Annotated in this window: 22 protein-coding genes; 11 read left to right on the top strand and 11 right to left on the bottom strand. The window is 45.6% G+C overall.

Features of this window, described 5'->3' with window-relative positions:
• Window positions 1-200 precede the first annotated feature (200 nt).
• From DC077_RS08775 to DC077_RS08760, 4 genes are all read left to right on the top strand, one after another.
• Window positions 201-1,706 carry a YifB family Mg chelatase-like AAA ATPase gene (locus DC077_RS08775; protein ID WP_109202465.1) on the top strand — a complete coding sequence of 502 codons (1,506 nt, stop codon included), beginning with the start codon at window positions 201-203 and terminating at the stop codon, window positions 1,704-1,706.
• Window positions 1,707-2,059: 353 nt separating this feature from the next.
• The gene (locus tag DC077_RS08770) at window positions 2,060-2,521 is read left to right on the top strand and encodes a SufE family protein (protein WP_109202466.1); all 462 of its coding nucleotides are present in this window, start codon (window positions 2,060-2,062) and stop codon (window positions 2,519-2,521) included.
• A 20-nt stretch (window positions 2,522-2,541) separates the two neighbouring features.
• Window positions 2,542-3,297: a class I SAM-dependent methyltransferase gene (locus tag DC077_RS08765; protein ID WP_109202467.1), complete on the top strand. Its 756-nt coding sequence runs from the start codon at window positions 2,542-2,544 to the stop codon at window positions 3,295-3,297.
• Window positions 3,298-3,479: 182 nt separating this feature from the next.
• Window positions 3,480-4,181 carry an LOG family protein gene (locus DC077_RS08760; protein ID WP_109202468.1) on the top strand — a complete coding sequence of 234 codons (702 nt, stop codon included), beginning with the start codon at window positions 3,480-3,482 and terminating at the stop codon, window positions 4,179-4,181.
• Window positions 4,182-4,279: 98 nt separating this feature from the next.
• On the opposite strand, the gene DC077_RS10705 is transcribed toward DC077_RS08760, so the two are convergent.
• The 4 genes from DC077_RS10705 to DC077_RS08745 form a co-directional block, all read right to left on the bottom strand.
• Window positions 4,280-4,462, bottom strand: a complete 183-nt coding sequence (locus DC077_RS10705) for a hypothetical protein (RefSeq protein WP_133243458.1) — start codon at window positions 4,460-4,462, stop codon at window positions 4,280-4,282.
• Between the two features lie 116 nt (window positions 4,463-4,578).
• Window positions 4,579-4,809, bottom strand: coding sequence for a hypothetical protein (locus DC077_RS08755; protein WP_109202469.1), 231 nt, complete (start codon window positions 4,807-4,809; stop codon window positions 4,579-4,581).
• A 72-nt stretch (window positions 4,810-4,881) separates the two neighbouring features.
• Complete coding sequence (locus tag DC077_RS08750) at window positions 4,882-5,178, bottom strand: hypothetical protein (RefSeq protein WP_109217975.1); 297 nt, start codon at window positions 5,176-5,178, stop codon at window positions 4,882-4,884.
• 93 nt (window positions 5,179-5,271) lie between these two features.
• Window positions 5,272-5,451 (bottom strand): hypothetical protein, encoded by a 180-nt coding sequence (locus tag DC077_RS08745; protein ID WP_109217974.1) that lies wholly within the window; start codon window positions 5,449-5,451, stop codon window positions 5,272-5,274.
• 391 nt (window positions 5,452-5,842) lie between these two features.
• Here DC077_RS08745 and glmU point away from each other — a divergent pair, with 391 nt between their 5' ends.
• From glmU to DC077_RS10700, 3 genes are all read left to right on the top strand, one after another.
• Window positions 5,843-7,219, top strand: a complete 1,377-nt coding sequence (glmU, locus tag DC077_RS08740; protein ID WP_109202056.1) for a bifunctional UDP-N-acetylglucosamine diphosphorylase/glucosamine-1-phosphate N-acetyltransferase GlmU — start codon at window positions 5,843-5,845, stop codon at window positions 7,217-7,219.
• Window positions 7,220-7,492: 273 nt separating this feature from the next.
• Complete coding sequence (locus tag DC077_RS08735; protein ID WP_094567456.1) at window positions 7,493-7,807, top strand: c-type cytochrome; 315 nt, start codon at window positions 7,493-7,495, stop codon at window positions 7,805-7,807.
• 125 nt (window positions 7,808-7,932) lie between these two features.
• A complete protein-coding gene (locus DC077_RS10700; RefSeq protein WP_133243436.1) occupies window positions 7,933-8,241 on the top strand; it encodes a hypothetical protein in 309 nt (102 codons plus the stop codon).
• Window positions 8,242-8,338: 97 nt separating this feature from the next.
• Here the strand turns inward: DC077_RS10700 and mfd are convergent, their stop codons facing one another.
• Both mfd and DC077_RS08725 read right to left on the bottom strand, forming a co-directional pair.
• Window positions 8,339-11,701 (bottom strand): transcription-repair coupling factor, encoded by a 3,363-nt coding sequence (gene mfd, locus DC077_RS08730; protein WP_109217973.1) that lies wholly within the window; start codon window positions 11,699-11,701, stop codon window positions 8,339-8,341.
• Between the two features lie 3 nt (window positions 11,702-11,704).
• Complete coding sequence (locus DC077_RS08725) at window positions 11,705-12,163, bottom strand: RDD family protein (RefSeq protein ID WP_109217972.1); 459 nt, start codon at window positions 12,161-12,163, stop codon at window positions 11,705-11,707.
• A 245-nt stretch (window positions 12,164-12,408) separates the two neighbouring features.
• Here DC077_RS08725 and DC077_RS08720 point away from each other — a divergent pair, with 245 nt between their 5' ends.
• The 4 genes from DC077_RS08720 (at window position 12,409) to DC077_RS08710 (ending at window position 17,005) form a co-directional block, all read left to right on the top strand.
• Window positions 12,409-13,794, top strand: a complete 1,386-nt coding sequence (locus tag DC077_RS08720; protein WP_109217971.1) for a hydantoinase/carbamoylase family amidase — start codon at window positions 12,409-12,411, stop codon at window positions 13,792-13,794.
• A 136-nt stretch (window positions 13,795-13,930) separates the two neighbouring features.
• The gene (locus DC077_RS08715; RefSeq protein ID WP_239990395.1) at window positions 13,931-15,292 is read left to right on the top strand and encodes an amidohydrolase; all 1,362 of its coding nucleotides are present in this window, start codon (window positions 13,931-13,933) and stop codon (window positions 15,290-15,292) included.
• A gap of 14 nt (window positions 15,293-15,306) precedes the next feature.
• Complete coding sequence (locus tag DC077_RS10890; RefSeq protein WP_157953523.1) at window positions 15,307-15,456, top strand: hypothetical protein; 150 nt, start codon at window positions 15,307-15,309, stop codon at window positions 15,454-15,456.
• A gap of 19 nt (window positions 15,457-15,475) precedes the next feature.
• Window positions 15,476-17,005 (top strand): AbgT family transporter, encoded by a 1,530-nt coding sequence (locus DC077_RS08710; protein ID WP_109217970.1) that lies wholly within the window; start codon window positions 15,476-15,478, stop codon window positions 17,003-17,005.
• A gap of 226 nt (window positions 17,006-17,231) precedes the next feature.
• Here DC077_RS08710 and DC077_RS10695 read toward each other — a convergent pair whose 3' ends face one another.
• From DC077_RS10695 to DC077_RS08695, 5 genes are all read right to left on the bottom strand, one after another.
• Window positions 17,232-17,462, bottom strand: coding sequence for a hypothetical protein (locus DC077_RS10695; RefSeq protein ID WP_133243548.1), 231 nt, complete (start codon window positions 17,460-17,462; stop codon window positions 17,232-17,234).
• A 182-nt stretch (window positions 17,463-17,644) separates the two neighbouring features.
• Complete coding sequence (locus DC077_RS08705) at window positions 17,645-17,911, bottom strand: type II toxin-antitoxin system RelE family toxin (protein ID WP_109217969.1); 267 nt, start codon at window positions 17,909-17,911, stop codon at window positions 17,645-17,647.
• Window positions 17,895-18,173, bottom strand: a complete 279-nt coding sequence (gene relB, locus DC077_RS08700) for a type II toxin-antitoxin system RelB family antitoxin (protein WP_133243547.1) — start codon at window positions 18,171-18,173, stop codon at window positions 17,895-17,897. Before relB ends, DC077_RS08705 begins: the two co-directional genes overlap by 17 nt.
• A 77-nt stretch (window positions 18,174-18,250) precedes the next feature.
• The gene (locus tag DC077_RS10690; RefSeq protein ID WP_133243546.1) at window positions 18,251-18,577 is read right to left on the bottom strand and encodes a hypothetical protein; all 327 of its coding nucleotides are present in this window, start codon (window positions 18,575-18,577) and stop codon (window positions 18,251-18,253) included.
• A gap of 54 nt (window positions 18,578-18,631) precedes the next feature.
• On the bottom strand, window positions 18,632-21,877 hold the full coding sequence (locus DC077_RS08695) for an AAA family ATPase (RefSeq protein ID WP_109217967.1): 3,246 nt from the start codon (window positions 21,875-21,877) through the stop codon (window positions 18,632-18,634).
• Window positions 21,878-21,885: the final 8 nt, after the last annotated feature.

Raw genomic sequence — 21,885 nt, 5'->3', positions numbered from 1 at the left:
CACCGATCGATAGGCATTAAATAGCACCATATTACCACGAATTATGGCTGGAGCATGGCGCTATTTCTCCCAAAAAAGGGGAAGAATCACTACGATTATTGCATTTAAGAGCATTTAGCCTCTCTATCGTGATGGGAGAGAGCATCAGTTAGTGAACAATGACGATCGATCGTGATCGATAGCGTTAAGGGGGGATATCGATGGTTTCAGTCATCTATACGAGAGCCTTAAGCGCACTCCATGCGCCGGAGGTACGTGTTGAAGTTCATATTAGTAATGGCTTGCCGGCTTTAACGATTGTGGGCATGCCGGAAACGGCAGTGAAGGAGAGTAAAGATCGGGTTGTTGCAGCTATTATCAACTCTGGATTTGAGTTCCCTAATCGTAAAATTACAATCAATCTCTCACCGGCAGATCTCCCTAAGGAGGGAGGGCGCTACGATCTTCCCATCGCCTTGGGTGTTTTAGAAGCCTCGGGACAGTTACAAAATTCGCCTAAAGGGTATGAGTTTGTGGGAGAGTTAGCACTCACTGGAGAGTTGCGACCTATTACCGGATTGCTTCCCACTGCGATTCAGGTGATGAAGCAGGAGGGGCGTTTAATTGTTCCCTTTGATGGCGCTGAAGAGATCGGTTTTCTCAATTATCAGCACTTTTTAATGGCGAAGAATCTACGCGAGGTGGTGGACTTTATCGATGGTAGAGCTAAATTACCGGAGCCTCCTGTATTACAGATTCAGACCGATAGCCCCATTCCCGATTTCTCCGAGGTTAAGGGGCAGTTTTTTGCTAAAAGAGCCTTAGAGATTGCCGCAGCTGGCGGGCACAATGTACTTCTGATTGGTCCACCGGGGACGGGAAAGACAATGTTAGCTTCTCGCTTTGTCGGCATTTTGCCAAAGATGACACGTGAAGAGGCGATTGAGAGCGCTATGATCGCTTCTATTAGCCGGCAGGGATTTCGTGCAGAGCAATTTGGGGTTCGTCCCTACCGTACACCGCATCATACCTCTTCTTCTGTCGCGCTTGTGGGCGGCGGGACTTATCCTAAGCCGGGAGAGATCTCCCTAGCGCATCATGGGATTCTCTTTCTCGATGAGTTGCCGGAGTTTAATCGTACGGTTTTAGAGGTTCTACGAGAGCCCTTAGAATCGGGCATGATCCATATCTCAAGAGCAATGCAGCAGGTGGAGTTTCCTGCAAAATTTCAGCTGATCTCAGCGATGAATCCCTGTCCTTGCGGTTATCTCGGCGATCCTGATCATGAGTGTAGCTGTAGTGATTATGCAATTGCGCGCTATAAAGGGCGAATCTCCGGGCCGATGTTAGATCGAATCGATCTACATGTTGAGGTGCCACGAATCTCCACAGAGGAGCTACAGAGTACACAAAAAGGGGAATCATCAGTAGCGATTAGAGCACGAGTTGAGATCGCAAGAGCCGCACAACTAAAGCGCCGTGAGAAGATCAATGCCGATCTTACGGTAAGCGAGATTGAGGAGGATTGCCCCTTAGGTGAGGGAGAATTAAAATTACTAGAGATGGCGCAGAAGCGGCTCAATTTCTCTCCTCGCAGTTATCACCGCATCTTACGAGTCGCGCGAACAATTGCCGATCTTGAAGAGAGTGAAACAATTAGTAATCGCCACTTAACAGAGAGCCTCGCCTTTAGGGCGCTCGATCGAGGTTATCAGCAGAATCTCTAGCTTTTTCTAGCTTTTCTAGTAGCAACTTCAATAGTAGAGGCGGATCAGAAGTGGATCAGAAGCGGATCGACACTGTTTGCATCGATCCCTTTGATTCTATGTTGAAAGTTCCCCCTTTTTCAGATCTGATTCTGCGCAATCTGCCTACTTTTCCTTCAGCTTCTTGAAGAGATCCCTTTCGCTTGCAAGGGAAAGGAGGATATACTAGAGGGCTATTTACATACTATTTATTAAGGTTGTAGGCTGATTAAGCGCTTACAACCCTCACTCATTAGTTAACATATGCAGATGAATCATAGGCATGATGTTTAAGCAGATAACCGATCAGATCAATCGATCGAAGGAGATTTAAGTTGAGTCAGTCACTTGTAGCGCCTACACAATCTATCGAAGAGGTGGTAGGGAAGATTGTTAATGGCTTTCAATTTTTAGATGATTGGACCGCCCGTTATGAATATCTTATCGATTTAGGGCGCGCGATGCCTCCCTTTCCCGATGATCAGCGTATTGAGGAGAATCGCCTCTATGGTTGTCAGGCACAGGTTTGGTTACTTTCGCAATATCATGAAGGGCGTCTCTATTTTCAAGCTACTAGTGATTCTGCGATCGTATCCGGGCTTTTAGCGCTCCTACTTCGTGTCTACTCTGGCCGGACCCCTCAAGAGATTTTAGATCATCCCCCTGAATTTATTCGTGAAATTGAGTTAGAGCAGCATCTTTCGCTCTATCGTGCAAACGGTTTAGCACAGATGATGAAGAAGATTCGTCTAATTGCTGAGCAGACCTTAATTGAAGAAGAGCATGGTGCGCTCTAGGGCGGATCAAGAGGGGATCTATGCGCTATCCATTGGAGATCACTAAGAAGGGCCTTAATGTTCCGCTCGAGCTTCCCTCTGAAATTGCAGCACAACTGCAGGAGAGTGACCGAGAGGAGAATCGTTTTATCTGGGATGGTAAGAGCTTCTTTTGGCGTGATTTAGTCGCCGGCGATCTTAAGATCGATTTTTTCTCTAAGAAGATGCGCTATCGGATGCAGCATCTAAATAAGGCACAAGAACCACTTCTTCGTGCATTAGGGTGGAAGAGTAATGAACGGAAAAATCTCTTCGATCTTACGGCGGGATTAGGGCGCGATTCGGCGCTGCTTTTCTTTGCCGGTTTTAATGTCACGATGTTTGAGCGAAATCCCATTTTGCAGATACTTCTCCAGGTAGCGCTTGCGGAGATTCCACAGGCGGAATTTTCCCAAACGTGGCGCTTGATGGAGCAGGATGCAATTTGTTATTTAACGGCACGAGAAGTAGCGGAGAAGCGGGAGCCGATCGATCTGATCTATCTTGATCCGATGTATCCCGAGCGGAAGAAGTCAGCCCTTGTAAAGAAAGAGCTTCGCATTATTCGTGAGCTTGTCGGTGATGATCCTGATAGTGAGGCATTACTTGAAGCTGCCTTAAGAAGTGGGGCAGAGCGGGTTGTTGTGAAAAGACCGAAAGGGGCTCCTTTTGTTGGTGATGCAAAGCCTAATCATTCAGTGGAATCTCCTAATACTCGCTTTGATGTCTATCTTGGGCATCGAAATGGTGTGCTCTAGGTGGCTTTAGTCTATTGCTGGTTCTACGCATAAGGCATTGTGATCATCCGAGTTGATAGCGATAGGTAGAAATTTGAGAAGCATTACTCGGTCATAGTGGCAATTTTGAGCCGCTGTGATGAATAAGAGTACTGGATAAGAATACTGGATAAGAATAGTCAATAGGAGTTAAGAAGAGAGAGATGAGTCGCGAAATTACCGATGTTGTAGCAGTGAATGAAGATTCTACTTTAAGAGCCGCAAGTCATGGGGCAAGACGGGCGCCCATCTATGATATTCCTATTGTAAAGGCGGAATTAGAGCGAGCAGATGAGGTTTTAGGATTGCGTAACTTGGAACCGGCGGTTAGTCTTTTCGGTTCTGCGCGATTGAAGAGGGAAGATCGCAGTTATCAGCTTGCTTTTGAGATCGCCAAAGCGCTCTCCGAGCAGGGTGTTTCTATCATCACCGGCGGTGGTCCTGGCGTGATGGAGGCGGGAAATCATGGATGTCAGGCTGGAAAGAAGGGCACATCGATCGGGCTCAATATCAAATTACCACGGGAGCAATCTCCCAATCCTTATCAGGATCTCTCCCTTCACTTTGATCATTTTTTAACGCGAAAGACAGTCTTTTTAGCCTATTCAGAAGCATTTATCTGTGTACCGGGTGGATTTGGAACGCTCGATGAGTTGATGGAAGCATTAACATTGATGCAGACAAGAAAGATGGTTGAAAAGCCGATCATTTTAGTAGACCGACAATTTTGGCAACCACTTCTCGACTGGTTTGGCAATGAGCTTCTCTCTCAAGAGATGATCGTTGCGAAAGATCTCGATCGCGTGACATTAGTGGATAGTGTGGAAGAGGTTTTAGCGGCTTTAGCGCCACTTTTTAAAAAATAATTCTTAAGAAGGTTTTTTGAGAGGCGGGAGCCAACTATTTCGTTCTTTTAGCCACTGCATGCCCGCCAGCTGGCCCTTCAGCACCAGAAAACCATCATCTATTGTGCAATAATTGCTGGGGATTGAGAGCACCTGCCGGCGCGAGGTCCATGGAAGTACGCGATAGTAAGATCCGGCAACTCAACAGCCTCTTTTATTTCAATATCATTAATCGTTAATGTGGCGATACTTGCCGGCATGCAAATGATGGAAGTACGCGATAGTAAGATCCGGCAACTCAACAGCCTTTTTTATGTCAAAAAAATAGTTGGTGATAGAAGATCACCACCTGCCGGCGAGAGGTCCATGGAAGTACGCGATAGTAAGATCCGGCGGCGTTCAGCCTCGTTTCTCTCAATTAATTCTGATCAATGATTCTTAAGAAGGTTTTTTGAGAGGCGGGAGCCAACCATCGTGTTCTTTTTACTATTGCATGCCCGCCGTTCGGCATCGATGATGCCCCCTTGCCGGCACGAGGTCCATGGAAGTACGCGATAGTAAGATCCGGCAACTCAACAGCCTTTTTTATGTCAAAAAATAGTTGGTGATAGAAGATCACCATCTGCCGGTACGTAATTTCTGGAAGCATGTGATAGTGAGATCCGGCAACGTTCAGCTTCTTTTCTCTCAATTAATTCTGATTAATTATCTTTAAGAAGGTTCATTGAGAGGCGGGAGCCGACCATCGCGCTCTTTTTACCACTGCATGCCCGCCGTTCGGCATCGATGATGCCCCCTTGCCGGCGCGAGGTCCATGGAAGTACGCGATAGTAAGATCCGGCAACTTAACAGCCTCTTTTATTTCAATATCATTAATCGTTAATGTGGCGATACTTGCCGGCATGCGATTTTTAGAAGTATGCAATGGTAATCTCCGGCAACTCATCAGCTTTTTTATGTCAAAAAATAGTCGGTGATAGAAGATCACCATCTGCCGGCACGTAATTTCTGGAAGCATGTGATAGTGAGATCCGGCAACGTTCAGCTTCTTTTCTCTCAATTAATTCTGATCAATGATTCATAAGAAGGTTTTTTGAGAGGCGGGAGCCAACTATTTCGTTCTTTTAGCAATTGCATGCCCGCTGTTCGGCATCGATGATGCCCCCTTGCCGGCGCGAGGTCCATGGAAGTACGCGATAGTAAGATCCGGCAACTCAACAGCCTTTTTTATGTCAAAAAATAGTTGGTGATAGAAGATCACCATCTGCCGGTACGTAATTTCTGGAAGCATGTGATAGTGAGATCCGGCAACGTTCAGCTTCTTTTCTCTCAATTAATTCTGATTAATTATCTTTAAGAAGGTTCATTGAGAGGCGGGAGCCGACCATCGCGCTCTTTTTACCACTGCATGCCCGCCGTTCGGCATCCTTGATGCCGGAAAATGACCCCTAAAGCTTGACCTTATACCGTTTTACCGAAAATTTCCTGAAGTAGGTGGCATAAAAGATTAAAATGGGGAGATCGATTTTGAACGATAGAAGTTAATAGATAGATACTGGTCGATAAACTACTGGTCGATAAACAGACATCGATCAGTATTAGATAAGTATTAATATAAAGATATATATGTATTAATAGATAAGTAATAGATAAGTATTATCAAAAGATAAGGAATTTAGGATATGAAAAAGCTTTCCATCGTCATTCTAGCGGCAGGTCTTGGTTCTAGAATGAAATCAGCACTTCCCAAACCTCTCCATAAAATTGGCGGCAAGCCAATGCTTGAACATGTCTTAGAGAGTGCAAGAAAGCTTAATCCCGATCGTTTAGTGGTTGTCTATGGTCATCGTGGTGAAGAGTTACAAGCTGCCTTTACCCATCATGATGATATCACCTGGGCAAAACAGGAGACCTTTGAGGGAACCGGTGATGCAATGAAGTATGCACTTCCTTATACCATTGAGGATTCTACTGTTTTAGTGCTCTATGGCGATACCCCATTAATTCGTGCGGAGACATTGGAGAAGCTGGTTAAAAATGCGGAAAATACCCGACTTAATTGGCTGATCTCTTCGGTGGAAGATCCTACCGGTTATGGCCGTATTATCCGTGATCATAATCACCATATGATTGCCATCATTGAAGAGAAAGATGCCAATGAGACGGAGAAAGAGATCAAAGAGATCAATACCGGAATTTTTGCTATCTGCCAAAACTTCTTAAAAGAGGCACTTCCACAAATTACCAATGATAATCAGCAAAATGAGTATTACCTTACCGATGTTGCTAAATTGGCGGTTCAAAATGAGATTACGATCCACACGATTAGTGAAGATCCTGCGGTGATTCAAGGCGTTAACGATCGCATTCAATTAGCTAATCTTGAGCGCTATTATCAACAAGAGATGGCTAAAAACTTGATGCTTAACGGAATTACGATCGATCATCCCGATTCTTTGACTATTCGAGGATATGTTCAGAATGATCTCGATTGCCATATCGAGGCCAATGTTATTTTAGAAGGAAACGTGGTCTTAGGTAAAAATGTGGTGATTCGTACCGGTAGCGTCTTAAAGAATGTGGTCATTGGCGATAACACCATTATTCACCCTTACTCAGTAATTGAGAATGCCTCAATCGGCGCAAATGCCTCCATCGGACCTTTTGCGCGTATTCGTGAGAATAGTAAATTAGGGGATAACACCCGTATCGGCAACTTTGTAGAGACTAAAAATAGTACCCTTGCCGATGGTGCAAAAGCATCTCATCTTGCCTACTTAGGGGATGCCACAATTGGTAGAGAGAGCAATATCGGTGCCGGCGTGATTACTTGCAACTACGATGGCGCCAATAAACATCAGACAATTATCGGTGATCATGCTTTTATTGGCTCAAATAGTTCATTGATTGCCCCGGTTAAAATTGGTCATCATGCGGCAACGGCGGCAGGTTCAATTGTGCCGAAAGATGTTAAAGATCATACTTTAGTTCGTAATCGTTTAGAGCCAATTCATGTGGAAAATTGGGAAATGCCTAAGAAAGGGGAGAGCAAGAAGTAGATCGATTAAGTCTTGCGATCAATAATAGAAGGGAAGAGGCTAGTGTGCTCCCTTCAATAATTTGAAAATTGATATACAAAAATATAGAGTAAATATTCCCATTTAACGGTAGAATAGTGGGTGATTCTGGTAGAATAGAAGTGATATGGATGTGATTGATGGTTATATCTATTGTGGATCCGCTCCGAGCAGAGGCATTTGATCACAATAGAGATCAGCAGTATCACAGTAGACTTCAATGATGATGAATCATTCAATTAAAAGGAAATTCATATGAAAAAAATTCTTCTTATTGCCGCTTCATTTGCAGCACTCTCAGTTCCGACCTTTGCACAGGTTGATCCTGAACTTGCAACAGCATCTGGCTGCTTCGCTTGCCATCGTCAAGATAGCAAGTTAATCGGCCCAAGCTATGATGAAGTGTATGAAAAGTATAAAGATGACGATGGTGCAGAAACCTATCTTGTTGAGAAAGTAACAAATGGTGGTTCAGGTGTTTGGGGTCCTATTCCAATGGCACCTAACTTACATATTCCACAAGAGAAAATTCAACTCTTAGTACAACAAATTCTTCATAAAGCAAACTAATCGAAACACTTTTATGACAAAATCAATGTCATAGAGTGTAAATGCTTTATCAAAGAAGTGATTAAAATGCCACCAATGAGCAATCATGGTGGCATTTCTATTTTTGTCTTATTAAGAAAGAGTTATTGAGAAAAAAGAGGCTGAACGTCGCCGGATCTTACTATCGCGTACTTCCATGGACCTCTCGCCGGCAGGTGGTGATCTTCTATCACCGACTATTTTTTGACATAAAAAAGCTGATGAGTTGCCGGAGATTACCATTGCATACTTCTAAAAATCGCATGCCGGCAAGAGGCGCTCTCAATCCCCGGCAATTATTGCGCAATAGTAGTGCATTTCCCAGTGCTGAAGGCGCCAGCCGGCGGGCATGCAGTGGTGAAAAGAACGAAATGGTCGGCTCCCGCCTCTCAATAAACTCTCTTAAGAATCATTAATCAGAATTAATTGAGAGAAACGAGGCTGAACGCTGCCGGGTCTCACTATCGCGTATTTCCATGGACCTCTCGCCGGCAGGTTGTGATCTTCTTGTTATTAGCTGAGAAGATCGATCAGGCGGCTGATGGCATTGATTCGGAGTTCGGGGCTCTCTAGAGGGAGTTTGTAGCGTAACGCTTCTTGCCCTTGGAGCTGATAAAACTGGGGTTGCTCCTGAATGAGGCTGATTAATTTTGGTGTATTGATACGCGGTTGCTCTCCAAAGAGAATGCGAACACCTTGATCGTTGGCCTCTATCTTCTTCAAGTTGAGGGGTTTTGCTCTCAATTTGAGCTCTGTAAGTTTAAAGAGCCGCTTGGTTGCATCGGGGAGAAGACCAAATCGGTCGATCATTTCGATCTGAATCTGATCGAGTGCATCGATACTTTTTGCACTTGCGATTCGCTTATAGTAGGAGAGACGAATTGCCACATCGAAGATAAAATCTTCTTGAATAAGGGCCGGCGCACCGATGGTGATCTCTAATCCTTTATTGAAAGGATCTGCAACATCGAGCTTACCACCGCGCTTAATCATCTCCGCCGCTTCACTTAAAAGCTCCATGTAGAGCGAGAAGCCGATGGCATTGATCTCACCACTTTGTTGATCGCCAAGAAGCTCCCCGGCACCACGTATCTCTAGATCGTGATTAGCGAGCATAAAGCCGGCACCTAATGTATCGGTTGTGGCGATCGCTTCAATCCGTTTTTTTGCATCACTTGTCATTGCCGCTGCTTCAGGAACAATGAGATAACAGAAAGCACGATGATGGGAACGACCGACGCGCCCACGAATCTGATGAAGCTGCGCAAGCCCGAGATGATCAGCACGATTGATAATGACCGTATTGGCATTAGGCACATCAATCCCCGATTCAATAATGGTGGTGCAAAGGAGAATATTGATGCGATGATGATAGAAATCGAGCATCACTTTTTCTAGCTCATTTTCATGCATCTGCCCATGAGCCATTCCGATAGCGATATTGGGCATCAATGCATTGAGACGCTCTGCAACAAGCTCGATACTTTTAACCTCATTGTGGAGAAAATAGACCTGTCCGCCCCGTTTAAATTCGCGCATACAAGCTTCTACAATCAGCTCATCACTCCACTCATTCACAAAGGTTTGAACCGCAATTCGATTCTCCGGAGGGGTTGCAATAATTGAGAGCGCTTTAAGTCCCGTTAATCCCATATTGAGCGTTCGTGGAATTGGCGTTGCCGTCATTGCCATAAAGTTAACTTCCGCCCGTAAAGCACGAAGACGCTCTTTCTGTTTAACGCCAAAGCGATGCTCTTCATCGATAATGACTAACCCTAAGTTATGAAAACGGGTATCTTCTGATAGAAGGCGATGGGTACCGATAATGATATCGATCTCCCCCGCAGCGAGGGCTGCTAGAATCTCGCGCGTCTCCTTACTCTTTCGAAAGCGAGAGAGCGCTGCAATCTTAATAGGCCAATCGGCAAAACGATCCTCAAAAGCGGTAGCATGCTGCTCAGCAAGAAGGGTTGTGGGAGCTAAGATGGCGACTTGATAACCATTCATTGCAGCCATAAAAGCGGCGCGCATTGCCACCTCTGTTTTACCAAAACCGACATCACCACAAACAATGCGATCCATCTTCCCGATCTCAAGATCAGCTAAAACAGCATCGATAGCCCGCTGTTGATCGGGCGTTGTCTTATAGGGGAAACTCTCAGCAAAGGCGCTATACTCCTCAGGAAGTGTCATTCCTTTACCCGATTGCGCTTCTCGACGAGCATAGATATCGAGAAGTTCAGCAGCGGTATCATTAGCCTTTTCGGCCGCTTTTCTTCTGGCTTTATCCCACTGGTCGGAGCCCAGTTTATGGAGCGGCGCGCTACTTTTTTCACTGCCGGAATATTTAGAGAGAAGATCGAGCGAGGTGACAGGAACATAGAGCTTTGCATTATCGCGATATTGAATGACCACCAATTCGGTATCATCGATAATATCCATGCCGGCATAGCGCCCAATCCCATGATTGATGTGGATAATAGGATCACCGATCTCGAGCGTATCGAGGTTCGTTAACATCGCCTCAATATCGGCTACTTTCCCTTTTGCTCGATACTCTCGCGGTTTAACCCCTAAAAATTCCGCCTCTGTCACCATCCGAAAGGGGGGCTTATCATTAGAGAAACCTTGGCTCAACGCGCCGGTGAGAAGAACGAGCGGCATTGGTGCATTAAACGCCTCTTTTAAAGAGGGGCTTACTACCGGGGTAATCTCTTCATTGGCTAAACGATTGAGTAGATTTTCCCGGCGTCCGGAGGTCTCCGCACAGAGAAAGAGTGGGCTTTTCCCCGATTCTGCTTGCTCTTTTAAAGCTCTAAGATCGATGGAGGGTTGAAATTGGGTGGTGAAGCGTAGATCGATCTGTGGATAGTTGGCAATGAGGCTCTCGGCGCCTTTGGGCGTGAGATAGAGCCGCGTTGGTGGCAGAATCGGTTTAAGATGATCGTTGCGATAGCGCTCAAAGCGAGTCTCAATTAGCTCCTGAAAGCGGAGCGCTTCCTGCTCAACATGGGGGTAGAGAATCAATGTTGTTGCTGCCGGTAAGTAATCGAAGGAGGTGGCACTATTCTCGAAGAAGAGAGGCATATAATTTTCAATGCCGGAGGGAAGATTCCCCTTGATCGTCTCTTGATAGATATGGGATTTACCCAAGATCGCAGGATCATCGGTAAAGGTGGATTGATATTTTTGGGCGAAGGTCTTTAAACCCTTTTCGCTCATATCGAGCTCACGTGTCGGCAGGAGAGAGAGCTGCTCAAAAGTTGCAATGGTATCTCCACTCTCCGGATCGAAGGTGCGGATCGAATCGATCTCATTGTCGAAAAAATCGATCCGTAGCGGCGCCTTCTCCCCCATCGGAAAGAGATCGAAGAGTGAGCCACGCGCGGAGAATTCTCCCGGTGAGAGAACATTAGAGACAGCAAGATACCCCGCCGCTTCAAGATTGAGGCGAAACTGCTCCCGATCGATAATATCGCCACATTTAAAGAGAAGGACATTCGCATCGAAGAATTCCCGTGGGGGAAGACGCTCAAGAAGGGTGGGAATGGTGATAATAACAATCTTGCGCTTTCCCGCCTTTAGATGAAAAAGTAGCGAGAGACGCTCGGAGATGATATCGATCTGTGGGGAGAAAGGGTCGTAGGGAAGCGTCTCCGTATCAGGGAAGATCGCCGCATCGCCCCCAAAAAAGGTACAATCAGCCGCTAGATTCTCAGCCTTACGCATATCATTGACAATCACCACTAAGGTTTGATCGCTACTCTTTGCGGAGTTGACCAAGTTGAGTGCAAAGTGGGCGGGATTTTCAATCTCCCACTCAATAGTGCGTTTCTGTGCGGGGATCGAGCGAGAGGGGAGGGCTATTTTTTTCATAACTTAAGCGTGCTTTTGGGTAGACTGTTTCTCTTTTTTGGGAAGTTGAATAATCTCAGTGCCGGAGAGTTTATCGTGCCAGGCAAGGCGCGTTGGGGAGACAAAGACCCAAAGAAAGCCTAAGCCGAGGGGAATCCAGCTAAGAATTGCGGCTAAGAGGCGTAAAATCGCTTTTTGTGCGGTAATTGGGCGACCATCGATCTGTTCGATTCGCAGGCGCCAGGCGCGCATTCCGGTGGTGTGGGCATCTCTGAGCCAGAAGAAGAGAAAGTAGAGAAAGGGAAGTAACGCAAAGAGCGTTCGCTGAAGAGGAAAGAGAGGATGGCCCGCCTCGATCGCATTGCCACCATTGAAAGGAAGAAAGATCACAGCAATGACCATCTCGAGGGCAAAGATACAGAGAATATCATAAAGCAGGGCGCCAAGTCGGCGATGCAATTGGGCGCGTGGATAGGTTGTCATCTACAACTCCTCATAGATTTATCGATCGATTAAGTGGTATCCCATCATTCATGATGAATCACAGATTAAAAATGGGTACTATTTTAGCATGTTCAGGAACATGTTCACCAATAATTGCCATTGAGTATTGTGGCTGAGTAGTGCTGTTGAGTCTCTCCGCAGAGTCGCGAAGATCAGCGGCATAATTGTAGAGGAGAAGAGGTGTGATGTGGGAGCTGAAGGGGGATGAAGAGGGATAAAAACGGATGAAAAGAGAGATGAAGGAGATGAAGAAGATGGAGGCTAAGATGATGAGAGATCAATGGAGTGAAAATGAGAAAAGAGATAAGGAGGAGAGAGCAGGGCGACAGGTGGGGGAAGATCGTGATCTTGCAATAGCGGCATTCGTGGAAAGGATCGATCAAGCGCAGATTTTTGCTGACTTTGCCGCGTTAAAATCCTTTACCGATCCTGAGCTGCCTTATACTCGTAGAGCTTTTACCGATCGCTATCTCGCAGGAAGAGCGTGGATTATAGAGCAATTAGAGGCTTTAGGGTTAAAACCTTACTATGATGCCGGCGGCAATTTGCGCGCGCGTCTAGCGGGAGAGCGAGAGGAGACCCTCTACTTTGGTTCCCATAGTGATACGGTGCCGGGCGGAGGCCTCTATGATGGCATTTTAGGGGTGATTGCCGGTATCGCGCTACTGCGCACGGTGGTTGCTTCAGGAATTAGGCCATATTACTCCTTAGAGTTGATTGATTTTTTAGCAGAAGAGAGTAGCGATTGGGGACTCTCATGCATTGGTAGCCGTGCTTTAACGGGGTATTTAAGCGCTCAGGATCTCGTTCGTAAACATCCTCTTACGGATGAGTTGTTAGCAGATGCCATTGTACGTATGGGCGGGCGCGCTCCTTTTATCACCGATCGCTTGCAACCGCGGGAGGGGGATCGTTTTCTTGAGCTTCATATTGAGCAAGGGCCACTATTAGAAGCGCTCGATAGAGAGATCGGGATTGTCTCCGGCATTGTGGGGATCGATCGTGTTGAGATCACTATCTCTGGGCGCTGTAATCATTCTGGCACAACACCGATGAATCTACGAGCTGATGCACTTGTCGGCGCTTCAGCATTGATTGTGAAGATCAATCAACTTGCTTGTGAAATTGCCGAAAAAGCAACTTTAGAGCAGGGCTACTTTGTCGCAACTTGTGGTCGCCTCTTGACGGCACCTAATGTAATCAATGTTGTTCCAGGATCGGCGCAATTGGTGGTGGATATCCGCTTCTCTCAGAGAAAATATCGGGATCAATTTTTGCAGCAACTAGAGCAATATCAACAAAAGATCGATCAATGTGAGGGACTCTCTAGTGAGATCAGTTTTCTCTCAAGTACGGCACCGGTTCCTTTCGATTCGATCTTACAGCAGCAAGCGATCAAGTGGGCAGAGCATCTCGGCTATCGTTATCATCATCTCTTAAGTGGTGCCGGGCATGATGCTGCCTTTATGGCGCAGGTGATGCCGACGGCAATGCTCTTTATTCCTTCGGTTGCAGGATTGAGCCATCATCATGAGGAGTTGAGTGATTCGGCCGATATTATTCGGGGGATAACGCTCTTTTCGGCACTGATACTCGATTTAGCGCTCTGATCGATTCCACCTTTCATCTTTCCCCATTATGGGGTATATAGGAAGAGGTAAAGGGTGAAATAAGCGCTCTTTAGGGCGATCTGGGCAAAATTGCTAGATCAACAGAATGATCGAGTAGAAGAGTGGAGTCATACCGATGAATGAAGGTGAGCGAAGAAGCGTTCAAAATTGTATGCAAAAGAGTGAGAGAAATAGTGAGCAGGGCGCTATTCAGGGAAATATTTCTGAATATGTTGGGGTGTCCCAGCAAGAGAGAGAGGCAGCGGCGATCTTAAAAGAGATTGAAGGCTGGCAAGCGGAGGCGAGAGCGATTCGTCAAACCTTGCATCAACATCCGGAGTTAGGCTTTGAAGAGTCTGGCACGCGGGCAAAAGTGGTGGAGCTCTTAACAAATTATGGTGTCGATCAGATCGATCTCTCCTTTGCAAAGACGGCAGTGATCGCCACGATTGAGGGGAATGGCGAGGGGCCGATGATCGGTCTGCGGGCAGATATGGATGCGTTACCTATCGAGGAGCAGAATCAATTCTCTCATCGCTCGGAGTATCCCGGCGTGATGCATGCCTGTGGTCATGATGGGCATACCACGATGTTATTGATGGCGGCGAAATATTTGGCCAAGCATCGCAACTTTTCGGGGCGGGTTATTTTGATCTTTCAACCGGCTGAAGAGGGGCGTGGCGGTGCTGAGCAGCTTGTGGTCAAGGAGAATTTTCTAGCACGTTATCCACTCGATGCGATCTATGCAATGCACAATTGGCCCACATTGCCGGCAGGGACCTTTGCAATTAAGCCGGGTTCTATTATGGCTAGTTCTGATCGAATCTTTATCACCATTAAGGGGGTAAGTGGTCATGCGGGAATGCCCCATCTGACGCAAGATCCACTCCTTGTTGCGACCCATATCTATCAAGGTATTCAAGGCTTAGTAGCGCGTACGGTGGATCCACTCTCTCCTATTGTGGTAGCGATTACCCAAATTCATGGCGGCGAGACCACAAATGCTATTGCCGGTCAGGCTTCGATGGCGGGGACGATTCGAACTCATGATGAAAAATTGCGCCATAAAATCCTTGCACAATTGCAATGCTTAGTAGAGAGTATGGGCCGCGCTTTTGGGATGGAGGCGACGATGCGTTTAGGACCGATTAGCCATCCTGTGACGGTCAGTAGTGAATCAGAAGCTAGAAGAGCTGTGGCGGTAGCCAGGGCGCTTGTGGGACCTGAGCGTGTAAAACTCGATATTGAACGGCAGATGACTAGTGAAGATTTTGCCTTCTATCTTGAGCGAGTGCCGGGCTGTTATCTCTTTATTGGAAATGGGGGTGCCTATGAAGATGAAGGAGGCGGGTTGATCGGTCTTCATCATAGTCGTTACGATTTCAATGATGAGATCACGCCGTTAGGAGCGAGCTTTTTGGTGCGTTTAGTCACCTCTTACACCAATGAAGTTTCAAGTGAGATTTCGAGTGAGATTTCGAGTGCCATTTTGAGTTAGAAAGGAGATAACAGATGGATGCCGGATGTAGGGCAGCGGAGGAAGTTGAAGAATTACGAGTCATTATCAATCGGTTGATGGCAGAGAGTGTTGTGCCGATGAGCGTGAAAATGGACGTCAAGATTGGCGTTAAAATTGCCTTAAAGAAGAGTGCAATTGGATGAGAATAGAAAGGAGATAGTGATGCAGCAGAAGAATTTAGAGTATTCCTCAAGCGTGGGGGAGAAACGTAGTTGGTTTGATCGGGTGGAATCATTTGGGAATAAGATCCCCAATCCGCTCTATCTATTTGTGATTTTTTGTCTCTTAATTGCGGTTCTCTCTGCGATTTTAAGTGGTATCAATTTAGAGGTGATCCATCCGGTTACCAATGATGTGGTCTCGATTCGTAATCTGATCAGTGGTGAGGGATTGGTCTATATCCTGCAATCGACGGTGAGTAACTTTATCGATTTTAAGCCACTTGGTTTAGTACTCTGTATGATGATCGCTGTCGGTCTAGTGCAAGAGGTAGGCTTAGCGGATTCGGCGATTAAGGCGCTACTACTCAATGCTCCACGCCGTTTTGTAACCGCTTCAATCTTTATTGTTGGAATTGTTGGGAATCTCGCTTCTGATGCGGCCTTTGTACTTGTTCCTCCCTTAGCGGGGATTATCTTTGCTGCCACGCAGCGAAATCCGATAGTGGGGATCTGTGCTGGGTTTGTTGCGGTTGCGGCAGGCTTTACTGCAAATATCTTTATTGCCGGGACCGATGTTCTTCTCTCGGGGGTGACTAATGAAGCGTCTAAGATCATCAATGGTGTTGAGATTACGCCGGCTGCAAACTGGTACTTTATGTTGCTCTCTGTCCCTTTCTTAACGATCTTAGGGACTTGGATTACTGAGAAGATTATCGAACCCCGTTTTCCCATTACTGCCGACTATCGTGATAACTTAGCTCCTGTGGGGAGTGATACATATCAGGTGACGGCAAAAGAGAAGCGGGCATTAAAGATCACCGGTTTTTATGCGTTACTCTTTATTATTTTACTTGTTGCTACGCTCTATCCGGAGGATTCCCCCTTAAGAAATAGTAATGGAGGGTTAGTGCCTTCTCCCTTCTTAAGTGGCATGATTCCGATTATTATGACCTTCTTTATCAGTTGCGCCATTGTTTATGGGATCTTTGCCGGCATAATTCGTCATTTTGATGATCTTCCTACATTATTGGCAAATGCGCTTAAAAATGTGGGAGGCTATATCGTTTTAGTCTTCTTTATTGCTCAATTTATCGGTTGGTTTAACTGGACCAATTTATCGATGTGGTTGGCAGTCTCAGGGGCTGATCTATTGGCGGAGATTCAATTGCCCAATGTGGTGATGTTGGGGGCTTTAGTGATTTTAGCGGGGTTGATCAATCTAGTGGTCTTTAGTGGCTCTGCACAATGGGCGATGATGGCGCCGGTCTTTGTGCCGCTCTTAATGTTAGTTGGTGTTGAGCCGGAAGCGATTCAGATGGCGTATCGAATCGGGGATTCCACCACCAATGTGATCTCACCGACAAACCCCTATCTGCCGATGGTTTTAGCCCTAATTGCGCAATATAATGCTAAGGTTCGTTTTGGTACCTTCCTCTCCATAATGTTGCCGTACTGTTTAATCTTTATCAGTAGTTGGACGGTTCTCTTTTTAATCTATTACAGCTTAGGCCTGCCTTTAGGGCCAATGTAATGATCAGGGAATAATTCTTAAGAAGGTCTGTTGAACGGCGGGAACTCACCATTTCGTTCTTTTTACCGGTGCATGCCCGCGGTTTGGCATCGATGATGCCGAGAGCATCTCTCTAAAAGGTATTGCTGGCGATTGAGAAATTGCCATCTGCCGGCGCGGGGTTTCTGAAAATACGCGATAGTAAGATCCGGCAACGTTCAGCCTTTGCTATTTTGATGAATTGTTCTTAAGAAGGCTTATGGAGAGGCGGGAACCAACCATCTCGTTCTTTTTGCCGGTGCATGCCCGCGGTTTGACATCTTTGATGCCATTTGCCGGCGTGAGATTTATGGAAGAATGCGATAGTGATCTCCGGCAACTCAACAGCTCTTTTTGTTCTAAGAAAATAGTGGGTGATAGAAGATCGCCAATTGCCGGCATGCAACTTATGGAAGGATGCAGTGGTGATCTCCGGCAATCCATCAGCCTGTTTTGTTTCAATTGATCATTCTTATGGTTCTTAAGAAAGTTTGTTGAGGGGCGGGAACCAACCATTTCGTTCTTTTTGCCGGTGCATGCCCGCTATTCGGCACTTTCAGTGCCGGGGAAATATCGTTAAGGTGTGATTTCCTGCGATTGAGAAATTTTTTATATGATTAGTTATCTATAAATTCTCTTTCGATGTCCGATAAAGAGAGCCAGAATTGTTAATTGATTATCTTGTATATCGCAGATGATCCTATAATCGCCGACTCTATAGCGCCATAAGTTTTTAAAATTTCCATTTAGTGCTTTTCCCCTTATTCTGGGGTCATCTAATTGAGCGATTTGTAGCTCTAAGACATCTACTATACGTTTGGCATGAGTTTTATCGATTTTTTTTAGTACTTTTAAAACCTTATTAGAATATTCAACTTTCCAGACCAAGTCTTCTTCTCACTTCTTTACTACTATGGGACGACTCTTGACCTTGATGGATACGTTCTAGAATTTGCTCTGCGATTTGAGCTTCTTCGATATCGATAATATGTTCCAAAAGAGCTTCTTTAATATACTCTTCCTCACTGATACCGGCTTTATGAGCTAAAGCAGTCAATCGTGTAGAGATCTCTTCAGGTAGTTCTATCGCTAACATCTTTTCCCTCGTCATTGTGAGTAATCCTTTTGAATTTAGTTGATCTTTTTCCATTGTGGGAAATTCACTATTGAAATTCAATATAGTTTTCTGAATGCCTCTCTATTTTTCGATACAGATTTCATCAACATCTATTGTATCTTTGATTCAATAAGAGGGGTTGTTGAGCGGCGGGAACCAACCATTTCGTTCTTTTTACCGGTGCATGCCCGCGGTTTGGCATCTTTGATGCCATTTGCCGGCGTGAGATTTATGGAAGAATGCGATAGTGATCTCCGGCAACTCAACAGCTCTTTTTGTTCTAAGAAAATAGTGGGTGATAGAAGATCGCCATTTGCCGGCATGCAGCTTATGGAAGCGTGTGATAGTAATCTCCGGCAATCCATCAGCTTGTTTTGTTTTAATGGATCATTCTTATGGTTTTTAAGAAAGTTTGTTGAGGGGCGGGAACTCACCATTTTGTTCTTATCACCATCGCATGCCTGCGGGTCGGCATCGATGGTGCCTATAAACTATTGGTGATGAATAATAGCGGTTTTGCTGTAGCCACTCTTTGTTTTGGTGACTTCGATACGCGCCGGTAATGTCTGCTTGAGCTCCTCTACATGAGAGATCACGCCGATCATGCGTCCGGAGGCTTGGAGCTCGATAAGGACATCTATCGCTTGGAGGAGAGATTCTTCATCGAGTGCGCCAAAACCTTCATCAATAAAGAGCGTATCAATAGATACCCCGCCTTTGTGCGATTGAATTACATCTGCCATCCCTAAGGAGAGGCTAAGCGAGGCTTTAAATTTCTCTCCACCGGAGAGTGTCTTCACATCCCGATTCTCCCCAGTATAAGCATCATAGATATTGAGATCTAAACCACTTTGAACATTGCGAGAAGCAATATCTTCGGAGCGCATAAATTGAAATTGACCATTACTCATCTGCTGAAGCCGAATATTGGCAGCGTGAATAATCATTTCAAAATATTCGATCAAGATAAAACGCTCGAGCGAGATACGACTGCTATTTTGCCCGCGGACAAGATCATAGACTTCAACTGTTTTTTCATGGAGAGAACGCGCCGCCTCTAAAGCGGTACTGATCTTACCAATCCCGGCAATCGTCTGCTCAATATGAGAGATGAGTTGCTGATTTTCACTAAATGATCGTTGTAGCTTTATGAGCTGTTCTCTATTTGAATTTACCTTTTGCTCAAGGGCAGAGAGATCGATCGGCTCTTTCCCCGTTAGAGCCTCTGTTAGCGCATTGACCTTTTCATTGGCAATGAGATATTGCCGTTCAAACTCGGCAACCTTTGCGCGATTTACCGTAAGATGAGGAATCTGTTGCTGCGCTTCGATAAATTGTGCCTCATCTGCTAGCTCAGTGCCATCATCTGCTCTTTTGATAAAAAGGGCTTGAAAGAGCGCCTTATGAAACTCATCTTCCGCTTTCGCTAAGTGAAGAGAGAGTCTCTCTTGTTGCATTTGCTGCTGCTCTAACTTCTGAGAAGCCAGCGCTCGCTCTTTTTCTGCTTCCTGTATTCTTTTTTCTGCCTCTTTAAGTTGCGTTTTAAGCGTTGTTAATGCCGTTTTTTGCTGATCGAGATAGCTTCGATAGGCGGCAGTATCGCGCAGATTTTCCGGAATATTTTGAAGGATTGATTTAAGCGTACTCTCCATCTCTGTAAGGCGATGCTTCTCATTTTGATAAGATTCTTTCAGTTGTTCGAGCACTGTTTGATGCTGCACCAAATCTCTTTCAATCGCTTCAAATTGGGGGCGTAATGTGCGTAATAATTGTAATGAGTGTTGGCTATCGATAAAGGCAGACTCTACTTTTTGGCTATTTGCAATAAGGGATGAAACTGTGAGCTCATAAGTTGCGATCTCTAGTGCCAAGGGCGCGATATAATCACTCTCTTGTTGGCGAAGATCGGTAATTTTTTGCCACTCTTCTTGTAGCTCTTCAGCAATGTGTTGCAGCCGCTCATCAATCTCTTTTTCTCTATCGATCAGCTGATCATATCGTCGTTGTGTTGTAATTAGATTCTGATTAGCCGCTTCAAAATCATCTTGGGGGTTGATAGGAGATCCATCGGTTACATCGATATCTGTTTGATCAATCGGTGCTTCATCGGTTTTATAAGGATGCTCGAGACTGCCACAAACAGGGCAAGGTTGGCCCGCTTCAAGTGTATGCATAAGCGTTAAGGCTTGCTGTTGATAGAATCTTGCCGCGGCCTCTTTCTGCGCTTTTTGCGCATTTTCAAGCGCAATTGCTCCTCTCTTCTTCTCTTCTTTAAGTAATAGAAGAGCAGCTTGTTCACTCTTTTGCTTCTCAAGTTGTGTGGAGAGCTGTTGAAAGTAGCTATGCAATTGTTGATATTGCGCGATCGGATCGCTACTAGCTTCAGCATTTTTTATTCTCTGCTGGTAATCACGCTTTTCCGTCTCTTTTTTCTGGATAATATCGGTTAAACGATTTATCTCTTGTTGAATCTGGGTAATCTGCGCTTGGCTGTGAGAGATAGCTATTTGATATTGGTTAAGCGTTGCAATATCTCTTTCTCGACTCTCAAGAAGGGTCACCTCCTCACTAAGGGTGGTGATAAGCTCCTCTTTTCCCTGCGCAAGTTGATATTTTTCGAATGCAGATTGATGGCTCAATTCCGCCTCTTTGAAACGCTCTTGAGCTGCTGCTAATTCAACTTTTGCCTCAGCATGCTCTCTACGTAACCGGATGGCATCATTGGCAAATTTCTCAATCGATAGTGCTTTTTCCGAAAGATCGACAGAATGCTTTAAGCCATTAATAGTGAACTGCTCTGCGCTGAGAGCTTGAAGATGTTTTTGAGCACTCTCTAACTCTTGGAATTTAGCATTGAGCGAACGACTCTCTACAAGTCGCTCCTGCTCTGCGCTGATCATCTCTTCCTGTTGCACAATCTCTTTATGAATAGTGCGCTCTTTTGCCTGATAAAATGCTGCTTCTATCTCTAGGCCAGCAATCGCTTGAAAACTATTGATCTGAATCTCCCCCTCCTCTTGAAAGTGCTCGAAGAAAGGGGATTCCCGTTGGGGGAGTTGCTGATGGATCGATTGGATCAGAGAGGTATAACGCGCTTGGGTTTTTGTTACCTCCTCTTTCGCGCGATCGGCACTCATTTTTAGATTCTCCACCACAGTTTGATAACGTTCGGTATTGAAGACGGTGCGTAAAATAGCCTCTTTCTCCGTTGTTTTAGAGGTTAAAAAGCGCTGATACTCCCCTTGAGGGAGCATCACAAGTTGATTGAATTGATCCCGATTGAGCCCTAAGAGCTCTTCGATTTTGGGGTTAACCATATTGGGAATCTGCCGTTCAACAAGCGGCGTCTCTGCAAAGAGATCAGCTTGAAGTGCATCATCATTGAGCTGATAGAGCTCCGCTTTCCCCGGTGTTTGTGTCTTATTACCCCTTTTTAGGTAGGGAAGCTGCCGGAAGATACGATAGCGCTGACCCCGTAATTCAAAGATCAGCTCCGCGGTTGTCGGCTGATCATCGGTTACAAAATCACTGCGAAGTGAAGAGACCGCCTCTTTCCGATCGGTTCCGCTAGGTTCTCCATAGAGCGCATAGGCGATGCCATCAAAGATCGTTGTTTTGCCGGCACCTGTTTTTCCTGAGATCACAAAGAGGTTATGTGGCGCAAGTTGACGAAAATCGATCACTTCTGTTTGATGATAGGGGCCAAATGCGGTGAGGGTTAATTGAATAGGGCGCATCGTGATTC

It is taken from the genome of Ignatzschineria cameli, assembly GCF_003121895.1.
Taxonomy (GTDB): Bacteria; Pseudomonadota; Gammaproteobacteria; order Cardiobacteriales; family Wohlfahrtiimonadaceae; genus Ignatzschineria; species Ignatzschineria cameli.
Note: the sequence above shows the minus strand (reverse complement) of the source record. Positions and strands in the feature narration are given on the sequence as shown.